The organism is Collinsella sp. TF09-1AT, assembly GCF_003436895.1.
Classification (GTDB): domain Bacteria; phylum Actinomycetota; class Coriobacteriia; order Coriobacteriales; family Coriobacteriaceae; genus Collinsella.
This window is the reverse complement of record NZ_QSRC01000004.1, coordinates 223388-244522: the sequence shown is the minus strand read 5'-3', so window position 1 is coordinate 244522 and position 21135 is coordinate 223388. Positions and strand designations below refer to the sequence as shown.

Annotated in this window: 13 protein-coding genes and 1 tRNA gene; 7 read left to right on the top strand and 7 right to left on the bottom strand. The window is 60.7% G+C overall.

What is annotated here, in order from left to right; genetic code table 11:
* Positions 1–81: 81 nt before the first annotated feature.
* The 3 genes from DXC90_RS05525 to DXC90_RS05515 form a co-directional block, all read right to left on the bottom strand.
* Positions 82–157 (bottom strand) — tRNA-Ala (locus DXC90_RS05525).
* A gap of 152 nt (positions 158–309) precedes the next feature.
* A complete protein-coding gene (locus DXC90_RS05520) occupies positions 310–951 on the bottom strand; it encodes a thiamine diphosphokinase (protein ID WP_117735097.1) in 642 nt (213 codons plus the stop codon).
* Between the two features lie 9 nt (positions 952–960).
* A complete protein-coding gene (locus tag DXC90_RS05515; RefSeq protein WP_117735096.1) occupies positions 961–1650 on the bottom strand; it encodes an HAD family phosphatase in 690 nt (229 codons plus the stop codon).
* A 330-nt stretch (positions 1651–1980) separates the two neighbouring features.
* On the opposite strand from DXC90_RS05515, the gene glgB reads away from it, so the two are divergent.
* From glgB to DXC90_RS05480, 7 genes are all read left to right on the top strand, one after another.
* Entirely contained in the window at positions 1981–4242 is a 2262-nt protein-coding gene (gene glgB, locus DXC90_RS05510; protein ID WP_117735095.1) for a 1,4-alpha-glucan branching protein GlgB, read from the top strand.
* A gap of 94 nt (positions 4243–4336) precedes the next feature.
* Positions 4337–6763 carry a glycogen/starch/alpha-glucan phosphorylase gene (locus tag DXC90_RS05505; RefSeq protein WP_117735094.1) on the top strand — a complete coding sequence of 809 codons (2427 nt, stop codon included), beginning with the start codon at positions 4337–4339 and terminating at the stop codon, positions 6761–6763.
* Positions 6764–6868: 105 nt separating this feature from the next.
* The gene (locus DXC90_RS05500) at positions 6869–8017 is read left to right on the top strand and encodes a glucose-1-phosphate adenylyltransferase (protein WP_117735093.1); all 1149 of its coding nucleotides are present in this window, start codon (positions 6869–6871) and stop codon (positions 8015–8017) included.
* A gap of 4 nt (positions 8018–8021) precedes the next feature.
* Positions 8022–9149: a glucose-1-phosphate adenylyltransferase subunit GlgD gene (gene glgD / locus DXC90_RS05495; RefSeq protein WP_117735092.1), complete on the top strand. Its 1128-nt coding sequence runs from the start codon at positions 8022–8024 to the stop codon at positions 9147–9149.
* 90 nt (positions 9150–9239) lie between these two features.
* Positions 9240–11432 (top strand): glycogen synthase GlgA, encoded by a 2193-nt coding sequence (glgA, locus tag DXC90_RS05490; protein ID WP_199406627.1) that lies wholly within the window; start codon positions 9240–9242, stop codon positions 11430–11432.
* Between the two features lie 217 nt (positions 11433–11649).
* Positions 11650–14946, top strand: a complete 3297-nt coding sequence (locus DXC90_RS05485) for a 4-alpha-glucanotransferase (RefSeq protein ID WP_117735091.1) — start codon at positions 11650–11652, stop codon at positions 14944–14946.
* A gap of 87 nt (positions 14947–15033) precedes the next feature.
* Positions 15034–15270 (top strand): FmdB family zinc ribbon protein, encoded by a 237-nt coding sequence (locus tag DXC90_RS05480; protein WP_117735090.1) that lies wholly within the window; start codon positions 15034–15036, stop codon positions 15268–15270.
* Between the two features lie 141 nt (positions 15271–15411).
* Here DXC90_RS05480 and DXC90_RS05475 read toward each other — a convergent pair whose 3' ends face one another.
* From DXC90_RS05475 to priA, 4 genes are all read right to left on the bottom strand, one after another.
* Positions 15412–16818, bottom strand: a complete 1407-nt coding sequence (locus tag DXC90_RS05475; protein ID WP_233502187.1) for an RsmB/NOP family class I SAM-dependent RNA methyltransferase — start codon at positions 16816–16818, stop codon at positions 15412–15414.
* Positions 16815–17735: a methionyl-tRNA formyltransferase gene (fmt, locus tag DXC90_RS05470; protein WP_117735089.1), complete on the bottom strand. Its 921-nt coding sequence runs from the start codon at positions 17733–17735 to the stop codon at positions 16815–16817. Before fmt ends, DXC90_RS05475 begins: the two co-directional genes overlap by 4 nt.
* Before the next feature lie 320 nt (positions 17736–18055).
* Positions 18056–18592, bottom strand: coding sequence for a peptide deformylase (gene def, locus DXC90_RS05465; RefSeq protein ID WP_117735088.1), 537 nt, complete (start codon positions 18590–18592; stop codon positions 18056–18058).
* A gap of 18 nt (positions 18593–18610) precedes the next feature.
* On the bottom strand, positions 18611–21064 hold the full coding sequence (gene priA / locus DXC90_RS05460; protein ID WP_117735087.1) for a primosomal protein N': 2454 nt from the start codon (positions 21062–21064) through the stop codon (positions 18611–18613).
* Positions 21065–21135 lie beyond the last annotated feature (71 nt).

The window sequence follows — 21135 nt, the reverse complement described above, 5'->3', positions numbered from 1 at the left end:
ATGCGGCGCGCTGCGCGCCCCGCACAGGCTAAAGCCTTTAATAAAAAAAGGCCACTCAATTGAGTGGCCTTACATTCACGATGGTGGAGACGAGGGGGATCGAACCCCTGACCTCTTGACTGCCAGTCAAGCGCTCTCCCAGCTGAGCTACGCCCCCGTGACGAGGAGATACTATAGGGGAAGTTGGCTTGGGGTGCAAGGACTTTTTTGAGTTGATTGTCTTACTTACGGGTTTTATCGGGACGGGGGTAAATTAGCTATTTTAGCTTTGGCGAAAATAGCTAATTTACCCCCGTCCCGATAAAACCCTCACGCCAGCAAATAACCGATCGCAACGCCTTGGTGGACTTGGATCTTGGCCATACCCCTGACGACGTTGCTGATGCCCGTGTCGGCCAACAGGCCCAGGGGGCTGTGATCTAGTTCCCACTCTAGACCGTGTTCGCTTACCACCGTCCCAGGCGCTATGGCGATGATGGAGAATGTCTTGCCCTCGGCGCCTTCGATCGTCCACGATTCGCCGGCGTGCAGAATCCTCGCGGTTACGTTGTCCTCAGCAATCCAAACTGGGGCGTCATCGTAGCCTGCAAGCAGGCCCAGTACGGTAAGCGCCATGTCGGGGCGGCCGCCCGTGGCGCAGGTCGCAACCACTTCGGCACCCGGCCAGCGACGGCGGACGGAATCGAGCGCCAGCGCCAGATCGGTATAGTCCTTGTAGGGGTCGTGGCGCTCCACTTCGAAGTCTTTGGCGGTATCGACCAGCGCGCGACCCGCGTCGCTCACCGTGTCGGCATCCCCCACATAGACGTCGCAGCCCAGGCCGGCGCCCAGCAGCGCGTCGAGTCCGCGGTCCACGGCGACAACGTGGTCGCACTCCCCTACTAGCCTACGCAACAGATCCGTGCTCGCCACCACGGGCGAGCCGCAGACAACTAATACCTTGCAAGCCACAGCCCTCGCCTATCCCTTAAACGCAAGCACACGGGCCAGGTCCAGGTCCTCATAGCTATCAATAAAGATATCGCAGTTGTCGCGCACATCGCTGCGCTTCATACGGCCGTGCGGGTCATAGATACCTACACGCTTAAAGCCGGCGGCGCCGGAGCTCTTTAGGCCAAAGACGGCGTCCTCAAACACCCATGCGTGCTCAAACTTGTGCCCATAGCGCTCCTCCAGACGGCGCAGAGCCAGCTCGTATACGTCAGGGAACTGTTTGGAGCGTCCTGCCTCACCCGTGGTGGTCACAAGCTCCATGTAGGCGTCGAGTCCGGCTCCCGCTAGCGCAGACTTAACCAGCTCGACCGGCGTGGACGTGGCAACGCACATGGCAATACCGGCCGCCTTCGCCTGCTCCAAAAATGCAAGCAGGCCGTCGCGCGGCGGCACCTTAGAGTAACCATCGATCAGAATGTCGCTCAGCTCGCGATACAGCTCCTCGCCATTCGCTCCAATGCCCCAGGTGTCGTGGTAGGCCTGGCACTCGTCCTCGAGCGACAAATGCTCAAACTGGGCAAAATCGTCGACCGTCACGTCAACACCGTGGCGGTGCAATAACTCGGGCTGGGCATAGGCCCAAACGGGGGCGCTATTAACCAGTGTGCCGTCGCAATCGAAAATAAAAGCAATGCTTGGGGCAGCAATGTGGTCCATAAACGAGCCTTTCAATGTCAAATGGTAAACAACCTGCTAAAAACGTTTTACCAAACGTCAGCCTAACATTTTTGAAACCCTAATTGGTAAAACTGTCAAGAGTTTTACCACTGCAATTCTGTCAGTGGTCTAAACATGGCGCTCGCCGATTAAACGGCGCCGCAAATCCACTTTTCTCCATAAAAGTAACGAACAGGTGTTATCGTATTCGTGCCGAAAGTTCCACCGAGCACGCGAGGTGGAACGAATCATAGAACTATCGCCGTCCCTTCGATTCGTGCAGCCTTGGATCTTTCGCATCTAGTCACCAAGGCAATACGCTGCCGCGTCATGATGGGATCAAACGTGAGCGATACAAAGCTAAAGCCAACGGCCAAAAAGCCCGCTACCCGTAAGGCCGCCCCGCACGCACCGGAGCTCTCTAAGGACGATGTCTATCTGTTTGGCATCGGCACGTGGGAGCGCAGCTGGGAAAAGATGGGCGCGCACCCCGACACGCAGAACCGTACGCGCGGCTGGCGCTTTTGCGTTTGGGCGCCCGACGTAAAGAGTGTCCATGTCATTGGCGAATTTAACGACTGGGATGAGGAAGCCAACCCGCTGGTGCCCGTGCATACGAGCACCATTTGGGAAGGCTTTATTCCTGGCGCCGAGCAGGGCCAGCTCTATAAATACCTTATCGAGACCAACGAGGGCGAGAAGCTCTACAAGGCCGATCCGTATGCCTTTAAGGCCGAGTGCCCTCCGGGTACCGCGAGCGTGCTGTGGACCCTCGACGGCTATAAGTGGAACGACGCCGCGTGGCTCAAGCGCCGCGCCGGCCACAACCACATGTCGCAGCCGCTGAACATCTACGAGGTGCATATTGGCTCGTGGAAGCGCCACGGTGACGCGCCGCAGGGCGAGCCCGATGAGTACGGCAACTACCCCGGTCCCATGGATCCCTTCCCCGCGCAGCGCGGCGAGTTCTACACCTACGACGACCTGTCGGTGGAGCTCGTGGATTACGTGCGCGACATGGGCTACACGCATATCGAGGTCATGCCGCTTATGGAGCATCCCTTCGATGGCTCCTGGGGCTACCAGACAACCGGTTACTACGCCGCCACGTCGCGCTACGGCAACCCGCAGCAGCTCATGCACTTTATAGATGCGTGCCACGAGGCGGGCATTGGCGTGATCATGGACTGGGTGCCCGGCGGTTTTTGCGCCGACTCCCACGGCCTTGCCACCTTTAACGGCCACATGCTGTTTGAGCACGAGATTCACCCCAACTGGGGCACGCACAAGTTCGATTTCGCCCGCGGCGAGGTCCGCTCCTTCCTGGTCTCTAACGTGCTGTATTGGGTCGAGAACTACCACGTGGATGGCATTCGCATGGACGGCGTGTCCAGCATGCTGTACCTCAACTTTGGCATTGACGATCCCGGCCAAAAGAAGTTCAACAAGTACGGTACCGAGGAGGACCTGGACGCCAGCGCGTTTATCCGTCAGGTCAACTCCGCCGTGGAGGCACACTACCCCGACGTGATGATGATGGCCGAGGAGTCCACCGCGTGGCCGCTCGTAACCTATCCGCCGCAGGACGGCGGCCTGGGCTTCCATTACAAGTGGGACATGGGCTGGATGAACGACACCCTGCACTACATGCAGACCGATTTTCCGTGGCGCCCCGGTAACCACGGCCTGCTCACGTTCTCCATCATGTATGCTTTTACCGAGAACTTCATTTGCCCGCTGAGCCACGACGAGGTCGTGCACGGCAAGAGCTCGCTTATCGGCCGCATGCCGGGCGACTGGTGGCGCCAGTTTGCCGGCCTGCGCACGCTTGCCTTCTACCAGATGACGCACCCCGGTGCCAAGCTCAACTTTATGGGCAACGAGATCGGCCAGTTTATCGAGTGGCGCTACTACGAGTCCATCCAGTGGTTCTTGACCGAGGAGTATGAGACCCACCGTCATCATCAGGCGTTTATCAAGGCGCTCAACCACCTGTACACCGCCGAGCCCGCTCTGTACGAGCGCGGCTACACCGACGACGGCTTTACCTGGATCGACGCGGACAACTCCAAGCAGTCCATCGTGAGCTTTGTGCGCCAGGGCGAGGATGTCGACGACGACCTGGTGATCCTGATCAACTTTGACCCCGCGAGCTACGAGAGCTTCCGTGTGGGCGTGCCGCGCGAGGGAGACTGGGAGGTCATCTTTGATTCCGACCGTCCCGAGTTTGGTGGCAGCGGCTATGCCGGTGAGGAGCCCTACACCTGCTCGAGCGAGCCCTATCCCTGGAACGGGCAGATGGACTCCATCGAGATCAAGGTGCCCGGCCTGGCAGGCGTGGTGCTTAAGCGCCGCGGTCCCAGCAGCTATAAACCGCCCGTGGTCGAGGCTCCCAAGGCTGCGACCAAAAAGCGTACGTCCACGGTAAAGCCCAAGCCCGCGGCCACCAAGAAGGCTCCGGCTAAGACGAAGGTTACCAAGCCCACTGCCAAGGCTTCGGCCAAGTCCACCACGGCCAAAAAGGCAGCCACCAAAAAGGCCGCTCCCAAGGCTAAGGCAGGCGCTGTTAAGGCATCTGGCAAGGATGCGTAACAAAATCGTTACCACTGTAATTACCCGCACCGCGGGGGCGTAGGATACATGTCATAACCGTTCCGGGAGAAACATCCCCGGGGGAAAGGAACGTATGAACAAGATCTTCGACAACAAACAGGAGTTTACCGAGCTCTATCGCGATGCCGTCATGAGCATCAGCGGCAAGAGCGTCGAGGCTGCCAGCGACCTCGACCGCTTTAACGCCTTGGCCAAGCTTGTGGCCGAGAAGGCGCGCACCGTCGCCACCAAGAGCGACGCCCGCGTCACCGCCGAGGGCAAGAAGCGCGTGTACTACTTCTCGATCGAGTTTTTAATCGGTCGCCTGCTCGACAACTACCTGCTCAACTTTGGCGTGCGCGACATGGTCGCCGAGGCGCTCGACGACATGGGCTTCGACCTTTCCGTCATCGAGAACCAGGAGCCCGATCCGGCACTGGGCAACGGTGGCCTGGGCCGTCTGGCCGCGTGCTTCCTGGATTCCATGGCTGCCGAAGGCATTGCCGGCTACGGCAACGGTATGCGTTACCGCTACGGCCTGTTTAAGCAGGAGATTGTCAACGGCAGCCAGGTCGAGGCCACTGACGAGTGGCTCACCCACGGCTATCCTTGGGAGGTCCGTCGTCAGGACAAGGCCGTGACCATTAAGTTTGGTGGCCACGTCGAGGGCTTTGAGGAGAACGGCCGCACGTTCTACCGCACGGTAGACACGCAGGACATCCTGGCCGTCCCTTATGACATCCCCGTCGTGGGCTATGCCGGCGAAACCGTCAACAAGCTGCGCGTCTGGGCCGCCGAGCCGGTCGAGGAGCACTTTGATCTGGAGGCCTTCAACCGCGGCGACTATGCTCTGGCCGATGCCGAGCGCGCTGAGGCCGAGGCCATCAGCGCCATCCTCTACCCCAACGACGCCGGCGAGCACGGCCGTCTGCTGCGCCTGAAGCAGGAGTACCTGTTTGTTTCGGCCGGTATCTACAGCCTGCTCGACACCTTTGAGAAGGAGCACGGCGCGAACTGGGAGCTGCTGCCGCAGTTTGTGGCCATTCACACCAACGATACCCACCCCGCCATGTGCGGCCCCGAGCTCATGCGTATCCTCATCGACGAGAAGAAGCTCGAGTGGGATGACGCCTGGAACATCGTGACGCAGGTCGTGAGCTACACCAACCACACCATCCTGCCCGAGGCTCTGGAGAAGTGGCCTATCGGCACGTTCTCCAAGCTCCTCCCCCGCGTGTACCAGATCATCGACGAGATCAGCCGTCGTTGGCACGAGTCGTTCGACACCACGAAGGAGGGCTGGCAGGAGCGTCTGCGCCAGACCGCCATCCTGTGGGACGGCGAGATTCGCATGGCCAACCTGTCCGTGATCTGCAGCCACAGCGTCAACGGCGTGGCCAAGATCCACTCCGACATCATCAAGAACATCGTGCTCAAGGACTTCTATGCCCTGACGCCCGAGAAGTTCAACAACAAGACCAACGGCATCTCGCACCGTCGCTTCTTTGCCGAGGCCAACCCCACCTACGCCAAGCTCGTGACCGAGGCCATTGGCGATGGCTGGCTGAAGGACGCCTTTGAGCTGGAGAAACTCAAGGAGTTTAAGGACGACACCGAGTTCTTGAAGGCCGTGGGTGCCTCCAAGCGCGCCAACAAGGAGCGTCTGGCCGCCTATGTTAAGGCCGAGACCGGTCTGGTTATTGACCCCAACACCGTCTTTGATGTTCAGGTTAAGCGCTTCCATGCCTACAAGCGCCAGCTCATGAACATCATGAAGGTGATGGACATCTACAACCGTCGCATCGCCGACCCCAACTTCCACGTGACGCCGACGACCTTCATCTTTAGCGGCAAGGCTGCCTCGAGCTACACCTTTGCCAAGGAGACCATCCGCCTCATTAACTCCGTGGCTGACGTCATCAACAACGACCCGCGCGTCAACGAGGTCATGAAGGTCTGCTTTATCCCCAACTTCCGCGTGAGCAACGCCCAGCTCATCTACCCCGCCGCCGAGATCTCGGAGCAGATTTCCACGGCCGGCAAGGAGGCCTCGGGCACGTCCAACATGAAGCTCATGATGAACGGCGCCATTACGCTGGGCACCCTCGACGGCGCCAACATCGAGATCGCCGACCTGGCCGGTCGCGAGAATGAGGCCATCTTTGGCCTGACCGCACCCGAGGTCGAGCAGCTCTGGGCATCCAACAGCTACTTTGCGTGGGACACCCTCAACGGCGACCGCGAGCGTCTGGGCCGCGTGATGGACGAGCTCAAGGACAACACCTTTGCGGGTCTTTCGGGCAACTTCGAGAGCATCTACAACGAGCTCATGAACAACAACGACCCCGACCTGGTCATGGCGGACTTCCGCAGCTACGTGGATGCATGGGAGAAGCTCACCGGCAGCTACGGCGACCAGGAGACCTGGAACCGCAAGGCCCTGCTCAACACCGCCTCCTCGGGTTGGTTCTCGAGCGACCGCACCATTCGCGAGTACCGCGACGAGATCTGGCACGCATAAAGCGCGCGAGCTCCCTTTGCAGCACGGCATTATTCGACGGGCGCGACCGAGCGCCGCGCCCGTCGCTAATGGGTTTAGGAACATCGATGACAGAAGGAGAAATCGATGAGTAAGAAAGAATGCATCGCGATGCTCCTCGCAGGAGGACAGGGCAGCCGATTGGGGGCACTTACCCAAAAGATCGCCAAGCCGGCGGTTAGCTTTGGTGGTAAGTTTCGCATTATCGACTTCTCTCTGTCCAACTGCTCCAACTCGGGCATCGACACGGTGGGCGTTCTGACGCAGTATCGCCCCTACCTGCTGCATGCCTATGTGGGCTCTGGCGAGGCGTGGGATCTGGACAGCCGCGACGGTGGCGTGTCGATCCTGCCGCCGTACGAGACGCAGACCGGCGGCGCCTGGTATGCGGGCACGGCCGACGCCATTACGCAGAACCTCGACTACATCAAGACCAACGACCCCAAGTACGTCCTGATTCTTTCGGGCGATCACCTGTATCGCATGGACTACCGCAAGATGCTCAAGACGCACATTGAGAACAACGCCGACCTCACGGTGAGCGTTATGCCCGTGCCGTGGGAGGAGGCCAGCCGCTTTGGCATCCTGACCACCGACCCCGAGGACGGCCGCATCACCAAGTTTACCGAGAAGCCCGAGAAGCCCGATTCGAACCTCGCGTCCATGGGCATCTACATCTTCTCGGCCGACGTGCTGATCGAGGCGCTCGAGGAGGACGCTCTGGATCAGCGCTCGAGCCACGACTTTGGCAAGGACATCATCCCCAAGCTGCTCGGCGAGAACAAGCGCCTGTACAGCTACGAGTTCCACGGTTTTTGGAAGGACGTCGGCACCATCGCCAGCTTCCACGAGACCTCGATGGACCTGCTGGGTAACAACCCCGAGTTCGATCTGTTTGACAAGAACTTCCCCATCATGTCCAACATCACCACGCGTCCGCCGCACTACATTGGCCCGGACGGCCGCTTGGACGACTGCCTGGTCTCCAACGGCTGCAAGATCTACGGCACCGCTCGCCACTCGATCATTTCGACCGATGTCATCATCGAAGAGCGCGCTGTGGTCGAGGACTCCGTGTTGCTGCCGGGTGCGCACGTTAAGAGCGGCGCACACATCTGCCGCGCTATTTTGGGCGAGAACTCCACGGTCGAAGAGGGCGTGAAGCTCGGCTCTGTCGATACCACCAAGGATACGGCCGTCGTTGGAAATGACGTCGTTATCGGGAAGGGGGAATGATCCGATGATCAATCGCAAGGCCATCGGCTATATCACCGCTAACTACTCTTCGACCTACGGCAGCGTGCTGCTCAAGGACCGCCCCATCGCGTCCGTTCCGTTTTTGGGCCGCTACCGCCTGATCGACTTTCCGCTGTCCAACATGATGAATGCCGGCATTAAGACCGTCGGCGTCGTCATGCCGGGCAACTACCGCTCGCTGATCGACCACGTGGGTTCGGGCAAGGACTGGGGCCTGGATCGCAAGAAGGGTGGCCTGTTCATGGTGCCCGGCAACGCGTATGGCACCACCAAGGGCGGCATGCGCTTCCTGCTGCGCGACATCATCTCCAACAAGACGCTGTTCCAGCGCTCGGACAAGCCCTATGTTGTGATGATGGGCACCAACATCATCTTTAACATGGACCTCAACACCATCATCGAGGCGCACGAGAACTCCGGTGCCCAGATGACCGTTGTGTACTGCAAGGCCACGCGCAACGTTGATGACGAGACCAAGCTCGAGATTAACGAAAACGGCCGCCTGACGGGCGTGAGCGCCGGCGTCGTGTACGGCGACAACGCGTCTATGGACTGCTGCATCGTCAACCGCGAGACGCTGCTCGAGATTATCGACCACTACCAGGCCGCCGACTATCTGGACCTGCTCGAGGCACTCCAGGGCGACTTTGGCAACATCGACGTGTGCAGCTACGAGTACAAGGGCGAGGTCGTGGGCGTGTTTAGCGAGAAGTCGCTGTATCGCCGCAGCATGGACCTGCTCGACCAGACCGTGGCCGATCAGCTCTTCGATCCCGAGCGCCCGATCCTGACCAAGGCTCACGACGTGCCGCCTTCGCGTTATGCGACCGGCAGTCACGCGTGCAACTCGATCATCTCGGCCGGCTGCATCATCAAGGGCACCGTGCGCAACTCGATCCTGTCTCGCGGCGTCGTGGTCGAGGAGGGCGCATCGGTGACCAACTCGATCATCAACCAGAGCTGCATCATCAAGAGCGGCGCCCGCGTCGAGAATGCCATTCTGGACAAGAACAACGTGGTTCCCACCAACACCGAGCTTCGCGGCACGCCCGAGAACATCCTGGTGCTGGGCAAGGCTCCGTTAACTTCCGACACCACCATCGTACGTTAACGTTGGCACCGCAACATCGCTCGTAACATGTAGAATAGCCGCCCGGTTAGCGCCAGGCGGCTATTCTCGAATTGCAACATAGGAGACAATATGGCATATTCCAGCAAAAAGATGCAGATCGTGTTTGCCTCGGCCGAGTGCGCACCGTTTGTTAAGACCGGTGGTCTGGGTGACGTGGCGGGCTCGCTGCCTGCGGCGCTCGTGCGCGCCGGCGCCGAGGTTATCGTGATGGTGCCCAAGTACGCCACCATCAAGGACGAATACAAGGCGCAGATGGAGCACTTCTCCGACTTTTACGTGAGCCTGGGCTGGCGCAACGAGTACTGCGGTCTCGAGAAGCTCGAGCACGACGGCGTCACCTATATGTTCATCGACAACGAACGCTACTTTGCGCGCGACTATCCGTACGGCTTCTTTGACGACGGCGAGCGCTTTGCGTTCTTCTCCAAGGCCATCACCGAGAGCCTGCAGCACCTGCCTGTCGGCTTTGAGTGCGACATCCTGCACTGCAACGACTGGCAGACGGCACTGGCGCCCGTGTTTTTGCGCGAGTTCTACCAGGGCTTGCCGCTGTACGACCGCGTCAAGACCGTGTTCTCGATCCACAACGTGGCGTTCCAGGGCCAGTTTAGCGACACCGTGATGGAGGACATCCTGGGTGTGGCGCATATTCCCGCCGCCGCCTCGCAGCTGCGTTGCGACGCCTGCAGCGTCAACTACATGCTGGGCGCGCTGCGCTATGCCGACGCCATCACTACGGTAAGCCCCACCTATGCGGGCGAGATCCAGACGCCCGAGTTTGGCGAGGGCCTGGACGGTGTGCTGCGCGAGCGCTCCTACGCGCTGCAGGGCATCCTGAATGGCATTGATGTGGCGGGCTTTGACCCGGCGACTGACAAGCGCATTGCCGCCAACTACACCGTGGAGGACCGCACCGGCAAGGCCGTGTGCAAGGCCAAGCTGCAGGAAGAGCTGGGGCTTGAGGTGCGCGACGACCGCCCGCTCATGGTGATGGTCACGCGCCTGACGCGCCAAAAGGGCATGGACCTGGTCATGTACGCGCTCGACCGCATTCTGGCCGGCGGCGTTCAGGTGGCCGTGCTGGGCACTGGCGACCGCGACTACGAGGACGGCCTGCGCTACTTCCAGCACAAGTACCCCGGCACCATGGCCGCGCGTATCGAGTTTGATCCGGCGCTGTCGCAGCGCATGTACGCCGCCGCCGACATGTTCCTGATGCCTTCGAAGTTTGAGCCCTGCGGTCTGTCGCAGATCATCGCCATGCGCTATGGCACCCTGCCCATCGTGCGCGAGACCGGTGGCCTGAAGGACACCGTGCGGCCATACAACGAGTTTACCGGCGAGGGCACGGGCTTCTCGTTTAGAAACTTTAACGGAGATGAGATGGGCGACGCGGTGTTCCGCGCGGCGCGCCTGTTCTGGGATAACCGCGACGCTTGGAACCAGCTGGTCACGCAGGCCATGAGCCAGGACTTTAGCTGGACGCGCTCGGCCGACAAGTATCTGGACCTGTACTTCTTTATGCATCCGGAGATCGAGAGGCCGGCGGCTGTTGTGGAGGCTGCGGCTGAGCCCAAGCCCAAGGCCGAGGTCAAGCCGGTTGAGGCTGAGCCCGCAAAGGCCGAGCCTGAGGTAAAGGCTGAGGTTGCTTCTGAGGCAGAGGCCGAGGTCAAGCCCGCTGCAAAGCCCGCAGCTAAGAAGACCACAACCCGCAAGACGACCGCCAAGAAGGCTACGACGACCAAGGCTGCTGCGTCTAAAACGACGGCTGCCAAGACAACGACCACGCGCAAGCGCACGACCGCCGCTGCCAAGGCGGCCGCCGAGGCCGAGGCTGCTCCCGAGGTAAAGGCCGAGACTCCCGCCGTTGAGGCCAAACCGGCCGCCAAGGCTCCGGTTAAGACCGCTGCCAAGAAGACGACCACGACAAAGACCACGACCGCCAAGAAGGCAACAGCTGCCAAGACCACCACGCGCAAGCGCAGCACGACGACGACCAAAAAGACCACGACTAAGGCCGCAGCTACCAAGGCAGAGGCTAAGCCCGCCGCCGTCAAAGAGGAGCCCAAGCCCGAGGTAAAGCCCGAGCCGGCACCGAAGGCCGCCGAGGTCAAGGCTAAGACCAAGGCTGCCCCGAAGGCAGAGGCTAAGCCCGAGCCTGCCAAGGAGACCCCGGTCTCCCCCGCCGCTCCGGCAGAGGAAAAGGCCCCGTCCAAGAAGACGTCCGTCCGCAAGGCCACGGCTGCCCGAAAGCGCCGCTAGCCCACAGACGATCCAAAACCTCATCAAACCCTAAGCAAGGGGCGCTCCAACCGGGCGCCCCTTCTCTGTAGAAAGTGGTAAAACGATTTTCTAGGACAACCGTTCGCCGATGATAAACGGATGTTGTTTATACACCCTGTGTACAACAGATATACTTACATCCTGTGCGTAAAGCCCATGGCCCGCAGGCCGTGATTCTATTGAACTGGACCGTACTATGAGATTGATACACAACAGCCGTCTGCCGCAGTTTCGCACTCCGTTTGGCGCTGTGACCACTGGAACTTCCGTTTCGCTGTCGGTAATTTTGGAGGATGCCGACCCCAACCAGGCAACGCTTACCCTGCGTACCTGGGTCGACGAGATCGGGGAAACTCTGTATCCCATGACGCACGAGGGCGACGGCATCTTTACCGCCGGGCTAGAGTGCACCGAGCCCTGTCTTATCTGGTACAGCTTTATATGCAATATCGAGGGCCAGCCCGAGGTCCGCTTGGGCGCACCGCAGGGACGCACCGGCGGCGAGGGCGTAACCTACGACTACGCCGAAGTGCCGTCGTTCCAGATCACCGTCTACAAGCACCGCGAAGTTCGACCCGAGTGGTACGAGCGCGGTATGGTCTACCAGATCTTCCCCGATCGCTATGCCCGCGACGAGCACTGGCGCGAGCGCACGCTGGCCGAGGTCGAAAAGCCGCGTCGCGGCATTCAGCGCCGCATGGTCGAGGACTGGAACGAGCCGCCCGTATACGAGCGCGCCGAGGACGGCTCCATCAAGACCTGGGACTTTTACGGCGGATCGCTCAAGGGTATACAAGAAGACCTACCTCGCATCGCCGAGCTGGGATTTACAGCCATCTACCTCAACCCCATTTTTGAAGCCGCGAGTAACCACCGCTACGACACCGCCGATTACACCAAGATCGATCCAATTCTGGGCACCGAGCAGGACTTTACTGAGCTGTGCGAGGCAGCCGAGAAGCTGGGCATTTCCATCATTCTCGACGGTGTGTTCAACCACACGGGCGACGATTCAATCTACTTCAACCGCTACGGCAACTACCCCGGCATGGGCGCGTGGCAGAGCGAGGATTCGCCGTGGCGCGATGCGTTTTATTTCCACGAGGACGGCTCGTACGACTGCTGGTGGGGCGTGGGCAATATGCCCGCCATCAATGAGAGCTCCGAACTGGTACGCGAGCGGCTCCTGGGCAAGGACGGCGTGATCCGTAAATGGCTACGTGCCGGCGCTCATGGCTGGCGCCTAGACGTGGCCGACGAGCTTTCGGACGATTTCCTGACCGAGATCAAAAAGGCCGTGCTAGCTGAGAAGCCCGACGCGCTGTTGCTCGGCGAAGTCTGGGAAGACGCCTCCAACAAGATTAGCTACGGACATCTGCGCCGCTACCTGCAGGGCTCCGAGCTGGACTCTGCCATGGATTACCCCTTCCGCGACATGGTCATCGGCTTTTTGATGGGCTACAAGAATGCCTTCCAGGCAGCCGAGGATATCGAGACCCTGCGCGAGAATTATCCGCGCGAAGCCCTGTCCTGCGCGCTCAACCTGCTGTCGAGCCACGACCGCCCACGCATCATCTCGGTGCTCGGCGGTGGCCCCGACGAGTCGCAGCTACCCGAGTGCGAGCGCAGCAAGTGGCGCCTGGACGAAAACTCGATGGACCTGGCCAAGAGCCGTTTTTGGCTTGCAACGCTCATGCAGATGACGTTCCCCGGCGTGCCTTCAATTTACTATGGCGACGAGTACGGCCTTGAGGGCCTGACCGATCCGGGCAATCGCCGCACGCTGCCTTTAAAGGAAGACCTGCACGACTTCGATACACTCGCCATCCTTAAAAACGCCTCGGCCGTGCGCCGCGCCCTGCCATTTATGGTAGACGGCGAGATCAAGGCCTTCGCGCTCAACGACGAGGTACTAGCCTACACGCGCACCGGTAAAGACGGTGAGGCCGCAACGGTTATCATCAACCGCAGCCTGCGCAATTCGCACCGTGTGACAATTCCGGCGCTCGGCGAATGCGCAAGCGACGTGATCAGCGGCCACGAGTGCGAAATCCACAACGGTACCGTCACACTCGATCTGTATCCGCTGGGGTCGTCGATCATCTATCACCACGCCGAGCAACGTCTACAAGAGCCGCTTGATCACGGCGCGGGTGTCGTGTGCCATATCACCTCGGTGCCCACCGACGATGGCAAGCCCGGTACGATCGGCGCTCCCACGCGTCGCTTTATCGACCATCTGGCCGCAATGGGCATGCGCTACTGGCAGGTCCTGCCCGTCAACCCGACGGATTTCTTCCGATCCCCTTACGCCGGTCCCTCGGCCTTTGCGGGAAATATCGATCTGCTGCCCGAAAGCCACGAGGAGCTGGCCGCCGAATTTGTTACCTGGAAGGCTCGCGGCGGTGAGGATGCCGACCCGCTGTACACGGCGTTTAAACATCGCAACGCCGACTGGCTCGAGAAGTACTGCGTTTACATGGCCGTTAAGAAGTACTTTGAGGGCGAGTCGCGCCACGATTGGCCGGCAGATGTCGCGCGCTACAACGAGCATCTGATCGACGACAAGCGTTTCCACGACGAGGCCGAGCTGCAGGCGTACATGCAGTACCGCTTTGACCTGGCCTGGTGCGAGCTTATGAACTATGCGCACAAGAAGGGTATCGAGGTCATCGGCGACATTCCTATGTATGTCTCGGACGATTCGGCCGATGCGTGGAGCGAGCCCGAGAACTTCTGGCTGTCCGATACCGGCAAGGCGATTGAGATTTCCGGTGCGCCGCCCGACAACTTTGCGCCCAAGGGCCAGGTGTGGGGCAACCCGACGTTCCGATGGGATCACATGAAGCAGAACGGCTATAGCTGGTGGATGGATCGCCTGCGTCGCGCGTTCTCGCTCTACGACCGCGTGCGTCTGGATCACTTCCTGGGATTCCACAGCTACTTTAGCATTCCTGCGGGCAAGGCCTGCGCCGACGGTCGCTGGCTGGCGGGACCGGGCAAAGACCTGTTCCAGACCGCCTACGATGAGCTGGGTCCGCTCAACTTTATCGCTGAGGACTTGGGCTATCTGACGCCTGGCGTTCGCGCCATGGCTTTGACCTGCGGCTTCCCCGGCATGGACGTGCTGGAGTTTAGCGACTACGACGTCCGTTGCGGCGTGCACCCCACGCCTGGCAAGATCCTGTACACCTCGACGCACGATACGTCGACGTTGGCCGGGTGGTGCACGCGTTCCTTTGCGGGCGGCGATGGACCGAGCGGTGTCGAGGTGGCGGCCAAGCTGATGAGCGACGCGCTGGCAAGCGACGCTCCCCTCGTGATGATGCCGCTACAGGATGTTCTGGGGCTAGGCGACGACGCGCGCATGAACGTACCGGGCGTGGCCACGGGCAACTGGACCTGGCAGGCTGACGAGGCCGACGTTGCGGCCGCCGAGGGCAAAACTGCGCAGCTCCTGCGCGACACCCATAGATTCTGGGGCGAGGCGTGATAAAACGCCCGATATAGGGTACAGTACAGACGTTTGAATTTTTGCGGGCAGAGTAATCTGCCCGCTTTGTGCTGAAAAGGAAGTATTATGGCCCGCTACGATTACAAGTGCTCGAGCTGCGGCAACGTGTTTGAGGTTGAGCATCCCATGTCCGAGACCCCCGAGGTCGTTTGCCCGAGCTGCGGCGCTCCGGCGGCCAAGACGTTCTCGGCCAACGGCATTAAATTTGAGGGCAGCGGTTTCTACAACACCGACCAGCGAAGCGGCGGCTCAAGCACCAGCGCCACCAGCGGCTGCTGCGCCAATTGCCCGCACAACCACTAACAGCCGAACAACCAACCACACGCCAACATAAACACAAACGAGGGCGGCCTGCGACTACACCAGTCGCAGGCCGCCCTTTTTCGTAATGTCAACGCCTTTGCGCCAATACGGTCTGGGTAGCTAAAATAGCCCCGTCCAAAATTAGCTACTTTGGCGGACCAGGCGGGCGCAGAAGTGGCCGTCGTAGGAGTCGGCGTTTACCGGCACGCTTTGGAAGAGGCCTCGGTCGTTTTGGCGTACAGAAACGAGCTTCTTGGCCTGCTCGAAGTCGGGCAGTTGCAGAATCTGTGCCCCGGAAAGCGGTGCCATGGTAAAGCCGGCACTCTCGGGAGAAGCAAGGAACGCGTCCACGACCTGCGTGTTCTCCTCGTCGAAGACCGAGCACGTCGCATAGATGAGTTCACCGCCGGCAGCCACGCGCACGGCTGCTTCCTTGAGCATTGCCAGCTGCAGCTTGGGCAACTCGGTCGTAACGTCATTCTCAGTTAGGCGCCATGGGATCTCGGGATGACGGCGCATGGTGCCGGTGCCCGAGCACGGTGCATCGATAAAGACCGTGTCGAACTTTACCGGCTCGCCAAGCATGGCATCAAACGATGTGAGCACCTCATCAAGCTCGCAAGCATCGCCCGAAACCGTACGAACGCCCTGAATACCGGCCTTATGCAGGCGAGCGAGATTCAGATCGCACTTGCGATCATGCAGATCGAGCGCCGTATGCTGACGCTCATAGCCCGCACGCTTGGCCTGGCACATCATCACATAGGTCTTGGTGCCACGGCCGGCGCCAATCTCAAGACAACGCCCAGGACGGGTCGCCGCGGTCGCGATAAGCTGGGCATTGAGATCCGAGGCCACGGCCGCAGCGCGCTCAAACACGCCCGACGCAACCGTGACCTGCGCATCGACCGGAGCATGGCAGCCCGGGAAGACAGGCGCAACGAGCTGCGAGATATACGGATCGGGCTTAGTCGCAAACGCATTCTCGTGCAGGGCCAGCGGCGCGGGGGCCAGATTGCCGGCAAAGTTAAGCGCACCCCCTGGCGTGTCAAACGACGCCATAATGCGAGCGCACAGCCAACGCGGCAGACCCATCAGGCGCGACAGACGGACCAAGCGCCGCTCAGACTCATCCACATCGGACGCAGTAGCAAAGTCCTCAACATTGTCCGCAACCTTGTGCAGCACGGCATTGGCCAAGCCAGCGGCGGACTTAGCACCGCAGCGAACCAGCTCAACACCCTGACTTACGGCAACGCGGCCAGGCGTATGCAGATAGAGCATCTCGAAGACCGAGATACGAAGCGCCATGCGAACACGCGGTGCAACCTTTTTGGGCTTATCGAGAAACTGGTCGAGCAGCTCATCCAAAATGCCCTGCGTGGCAGCAACGCCCAGCGCCAAGCGGGCAGCAAAAGCGGAATCGCGCTGGTCAATAGCCTTGGCCGATGCGCGAGAGGACAGCACGTCACGCGCATACATGCCGCGGCGGTCAGCTTCCATTAGCACATCGAGTGAAAGCTTGCGCGCAGGAGACAGCTTGCTCACGACAAAACACCCCAGATAAGATCGGCACCCTGCAGGCCAGCAGCCCAAGCAGAAGCGGCCATAGCACGCTTGCCATCGGGCTTAACTTCGAGCAACTCAACCGTGCCATCGGAAAGACCAAGGTAAACACGCTTGTTCTTAACGTTAACGGCGCCCTCTCCAAGCGACACATCAGCCGGCGCAGCATCGAGCACGCGCACGGTCTTACCGGCAATCACGCAACGAGCAGGCGCGGTATCGGACGAAGCCAGCACATGGCGCACGCAATCAAGCGCCGCCATGTGCGGATCCAAGCGCATCTCCTGCTTAGAAATCTTGGCAGCATGAGTGACGAGCGCCTCATCCTGCTCAGTCCAAACAGCCGAACCATCGGCAAGCGAGGGAAGCGTATCGGCAAGCAACTTGCCGCCAAGCTCAGCAAGCTCCATGGTCAAAGCCTCGGCATGCTTACCGGCGACTGACGTAGACGCCTGGGCGCAATAAGCGCCGGTATCCACGCCATGCCCAATGCGCATGATAGAAACGCCAGCAATCTCATCACAAGCGAGAATCGCACGCTGAATAGGAGCAGCCCCACGCCAACGAGGCAGCAGGGACGCATGAACATTCACAATACCGAGCGGCGCCATATGCAGCACCTCATCGGGCAAAATGCAGCCATAGGCAGCCACACAGAAAATGTCAGCCTGGGCAGCCCGGAGCGCCTCAATAACCTCCGGCGTCATACGATTAGCTTCAATAACCGGCAACCCCAGCTCAAGCGAGCGAGCCTTAACAGGAGACGGCTCCAGCTTCTTACCACGTCCGCGAACAGCATCAGGACGAGTAATTACGAGCGCAATATCATTGCCAGCCTCTACAAGCGAAGTCAGCGAAGGCACAGCAAAATCAGGCGTACCCATAAACACAATACGCATAAAAGTTAGTCTCCTCTCAATAACGAGCCGAGACGGCTACAAAAAAGCGTTCCAGGTCGCAAGCGCACCCAGCGCAAGAACAGTTCAACAAAGACAAATATACCTAAAAACAAAGAAAGAGCCGCATAAAAGCAGCCCTCCCAACAAAGCACCTATCAGCGAAGACGCCCTTCCCTGGCCCGACGGCACCCGGGCGAGTCAAGCAGCGTCAACGTAGTCCCCGGGGCGCCCGCCTATATCGTCCCGCGCGCAGTTTCGCAGCGCAGCGAGAATGTTTGAGCACGGGATGATATAGGCGGGCGCCCCGGGGACGGACAAACCTACTCAGTCTCGCCCGGTCGAGCGCCGCGGGCCAGGGCGTCCTGGTACTCCTTGACAGCCTTGAGTCTCTGCATCGGCTTCAGTCGCTCAAACATGGTGTTGCCGTGCAGGTGATCGATCTCGTGCTGTAGGCACACGCAGAACAAATCGCCCGAAGCCTCGAAGCGAATCAGGTTGGCGTCCAGATCGTACGCCTCGACGACGACATGGTCGGGACGCTCGATCTCGCAGTTAATGCCCGGAATGGACAGGCAACCCTCACTAAAGGGCACCAGATGGTCACTCTGCTCAACAATGACGGGATTGATAAGCACGTACGGGTCGTAGTCGTTCTTGTCGGTGTAGTCGCAGTCGATGGTGACGAGCTGAATAAGCTCGCCGATCTGCGGGGCAGCCAGGCCGCAGCCGGCGTTCTCGAACATCATCTTCTTCATCTTCTCGGCAAGTGCCTCGATCGCCGGGGTAATCTCCTCGATGACGGCGCACTCCTGGCGCAGACGAGGGTCGGGCGACAGTACGATTCCGTTGGCTTCCATGGCCATCCTTTCGGGTTGTTACATCAAATCATAGGCATCGACGTCAACGCTCACGCTCACGCCGCGCACGGAGCCCACCTCTTTGAGGCAGGCGTCGATATCGTCAGAGACATGGTACCCCACGGGCGACTTCACAAGCAGGTGGAAGCGATAACGGTCCTTGGCTCTTTCGATTACACACGAAGCCGGGCCCAGCACCTGCGGCACGGCACTCCCCGCCCGCAAAAAATCGGGCGCGGCGGCATGCCAGCGACGCTTGAGGAGCTTCGCGATGCGCCCAATATAATCCCGTGCATCATCTGCATTCGCCGACCACACCAAAATGTTGACTAGTCGAACAAACGGCGGATACAGCGCGTCGCGGCGCTGGTCCAGGTCGTGGTCGGTAAAGATCGAACGGTCATGCTCGGCAACGGCGCGAATGACCGGATCATCGGGCAGGTAGGTCTGGATGATGACCTCGCCGGGGCGATCGCCGCGGCCGGCGCGCCCCGCCACCTGCTCCAGCAAATCGTAGGCACGCTCCCCCGCGCGAAAATCGGGCAGTTTGAGCGCAAAGTCGGCATTGACCACGCCCACGAGCGTGACCTCGGGAAAGTCGAGCCCCTTGGCGATCATCTGGGTGCCCAGCAGCACCGCGCAATCGGCGGCATCAAACTGCTCGAGCAGCTTTTTGTGCGCGTCCTTGCCACGCGTGGAGTCGGCGTCCATGCGAATGATGGCGACGTCCTCAGGAAGCATCTGGTGCAGTGCGTCCTCGATCTGCTGCGTGCCCAGGCCCATTTTTGCCAGGTAGCGGCTACCGCATTTGGGGCAACGGCTCGTGGGCGCCGGATACGGCTGCACGCGCCAGGACGATCCGCAGGTGTGGCACTGCAGGGTGTGCGTGCGCTCGTGATACGTGAGTGCGGTGGAGCAGTGGTTGCAGGTGGGCACGCAGCCGCATTCGCGGCACATCAAAAACGGCGCAAAACCGCGGCGGTTGTGCAGCAACACGGCCTTTTCGCGACGCTCGACCACACGCTCCAAGCCCTCCATCAGCGGCTTTGAGAACATGGAGCGGCTGCCGTGCGAAAACTCGCGGCGCAGGTCGGCAATACGGACCGTAGGCAGCACGGCGTGTCCCGGGCGCTCGAGCATCTCGACGCGCGTCCAGGTAACACCGTTGTACGTGCCGCGGCGGCAGCGGTCGAGAGCCTCGGCAGAAGGCGTGGCCGACCCCAGCACGAGCGGGCAGCGATAGCGGCGCGCCATCTCGGCCGCCACCTCGCGCGCGTGGTAACGCGGGCTGGAGCCTTGCTTGTAACTGGTCTCGTGCTCCTCGTCAATGATGATGAGGCCCAGGTCGTTAAGCGGGCAAAAGAGCGCCGAGCGTGCACCGACGACCACGCGGGCGGCACCGCTGACGACCATATCCCACTGGTCCAGGCGCTCGCCGGCCGAAAGCCGCGAATGGAAAACGGCGACCGTCTCGCCAAAGCGCGAGCGGAAGCGGCCGACGGTCTGGGCCGTCAGCGAGATCTCGGGCACCAGCACGCAGGCCGAACAGCCGGCTGCGAGCACGCGCTCGATGGCGGAGAGGTAAACCTCAGTTTTGCCGGAGCCAGTGACGCCGTCGACCAGCACCACGTCGCCATGAGCGTCCAGACGGGCGCGCTCAATCTGGGCGAGTGCCTGTTGCTGTCCGTTGGTAAGGGAGACTGGCGCCTTGCCGCTTGCCGAGGACAGCGTGGTCTGCTCGCTGCAGCCACGCCACGCACGGCGCTCCTCCACCACCACGACGCCGCGCTTTTCGAGCGCCTTGATGGTCGCCGACATGCTGTTATAGAGAAGGTTGAGGTCTCGGGTCGTGACCGGCCCGCACTGGAGTGCCTCGATAAGCTGACGCTGGCGGACCGCGGTCTTGGGCGGCGTATAGTCAAATCCCTCGGGCGTAAGCATGACCCAACGGTTTTGAATGGGCTTGACGGCGGGACGCTCAACCGCCCATACGCCGTCGTCGCCCTTGACCACACGCGGGCTGCCGCCCGGAGGCAAAAACAGACGCAGACACTCGGAAAGCGTTGCGACGTACTCGCGGCTCATCCAGCGTGCGATACGGGCAGCCTCGGCGGTAAAGAGCGGTTTGCTGAGGATGGCCTCGATGGCTTTAATGCGCGCGGGGTCGAAGGCGTTGTTGCCCTGCAGGTCGCCCAGCTCAGGCGCAATGTCGACGATATAGCCCGCGGCGGCACGGTTACCAAAGTGGACCAGGACCGTGGACCCGATCTGTGCCTCGTTAGCAAGGGTTTGCGGGATGCCGTAGGCAAATGGCTCGGACAGCGCACGCGTCGGGATGTCGAGGACCACGCTCGCGTAGGCGGCGATGGGGTCAGGTGTATGCTCGGGCTTGGCCGGTGCAGCGGCAGGCACGGGCGCCGCTGGAGCCTCCTCCGGTTCCGGCGAACCAAACAGCGACAGTTGTTGAGCCATACACCACCTCTAACGAACGGACCTGAAAGGGCTGGGACAAAATAATCAGTAGTGTTTGTCCCATGGCCGAT

Bases quoted from the DNA above. Each gene is read 5' to 3' on its own strand.
- DXC90_RS05515 (WP_117735096.1), bottom strand. From the start codon at position 1,650: ATGGACCACATTGCTGCCCCAAGCATTGCTTTTATTTTCGATTGCGAC.
- glgB (WP_117735095.1), top strand. From the start codon at position 1,981: ATGATGGGATCAAACGTGAGCGATACAAAGCTAAAGCCAACGGCCAAA.
- DXC90_RS05505 (WP_117735094.1), top strand. From the start codon at position 4,337: ATGAACAAGATCTTCGACAACAAACAGGAGTTTACCGAGCTCTATCGC.
- DXC90_RS05500 (WP_117735093.1), top strand. From the start codon at position 6,869: ATGAGTAAGAAAGAATGCATCGCGATGCTCCTCGCAGGAGGACAGGGC.
- glgD (WP_117735092.1), top strand. From the start codon at position 8,022: ATGATCAATCGCAAGGCCATCGGCTATATCACCGCTAACTACTCTTCG.
- glgA (WP_199406627.1), top strand. From the start codon at position 9,240: ATGGCATATTCCAGCAAAAAGATGCAGATCGTGTTTGCCTCGGCCGAG.
- DXC90_RS05485 (WP_117735091.1), top strand. From the start codon at position 11,650: ATGAGATTGATACACAACAGCCGTCTGCCGCAGTTTCGCACTCCGTTT.
- DXC90_RS05480 (WP_117735090.1), top strand. From the start codon at position 15,034: ATGGCCCGCTACGATTACAAGTGCTCGAGCTGCGGCAACGTGTTTGAG.
- fmt (WP_117735089.1), bottom strand. From the start codon at position 17,735: ATGCGTATTGTGTTTATGGGTACGCCTGATTTTGCTGTGCCTTCGCTG.
- def (WP_117735088.1), bottom strand. From the start codon at position 18,592: ATGGAAGCCAACGGAATCGTACTGTCGCCCGACCCTCGTCTGCGCCAG.
- priA (WP_117735087.1), bottom strand. From the start codon at position 21,064: ATGGCTCAACAACTGTCGCTGTTTGGTTCGCCGGAACCGGAGGAGGCT.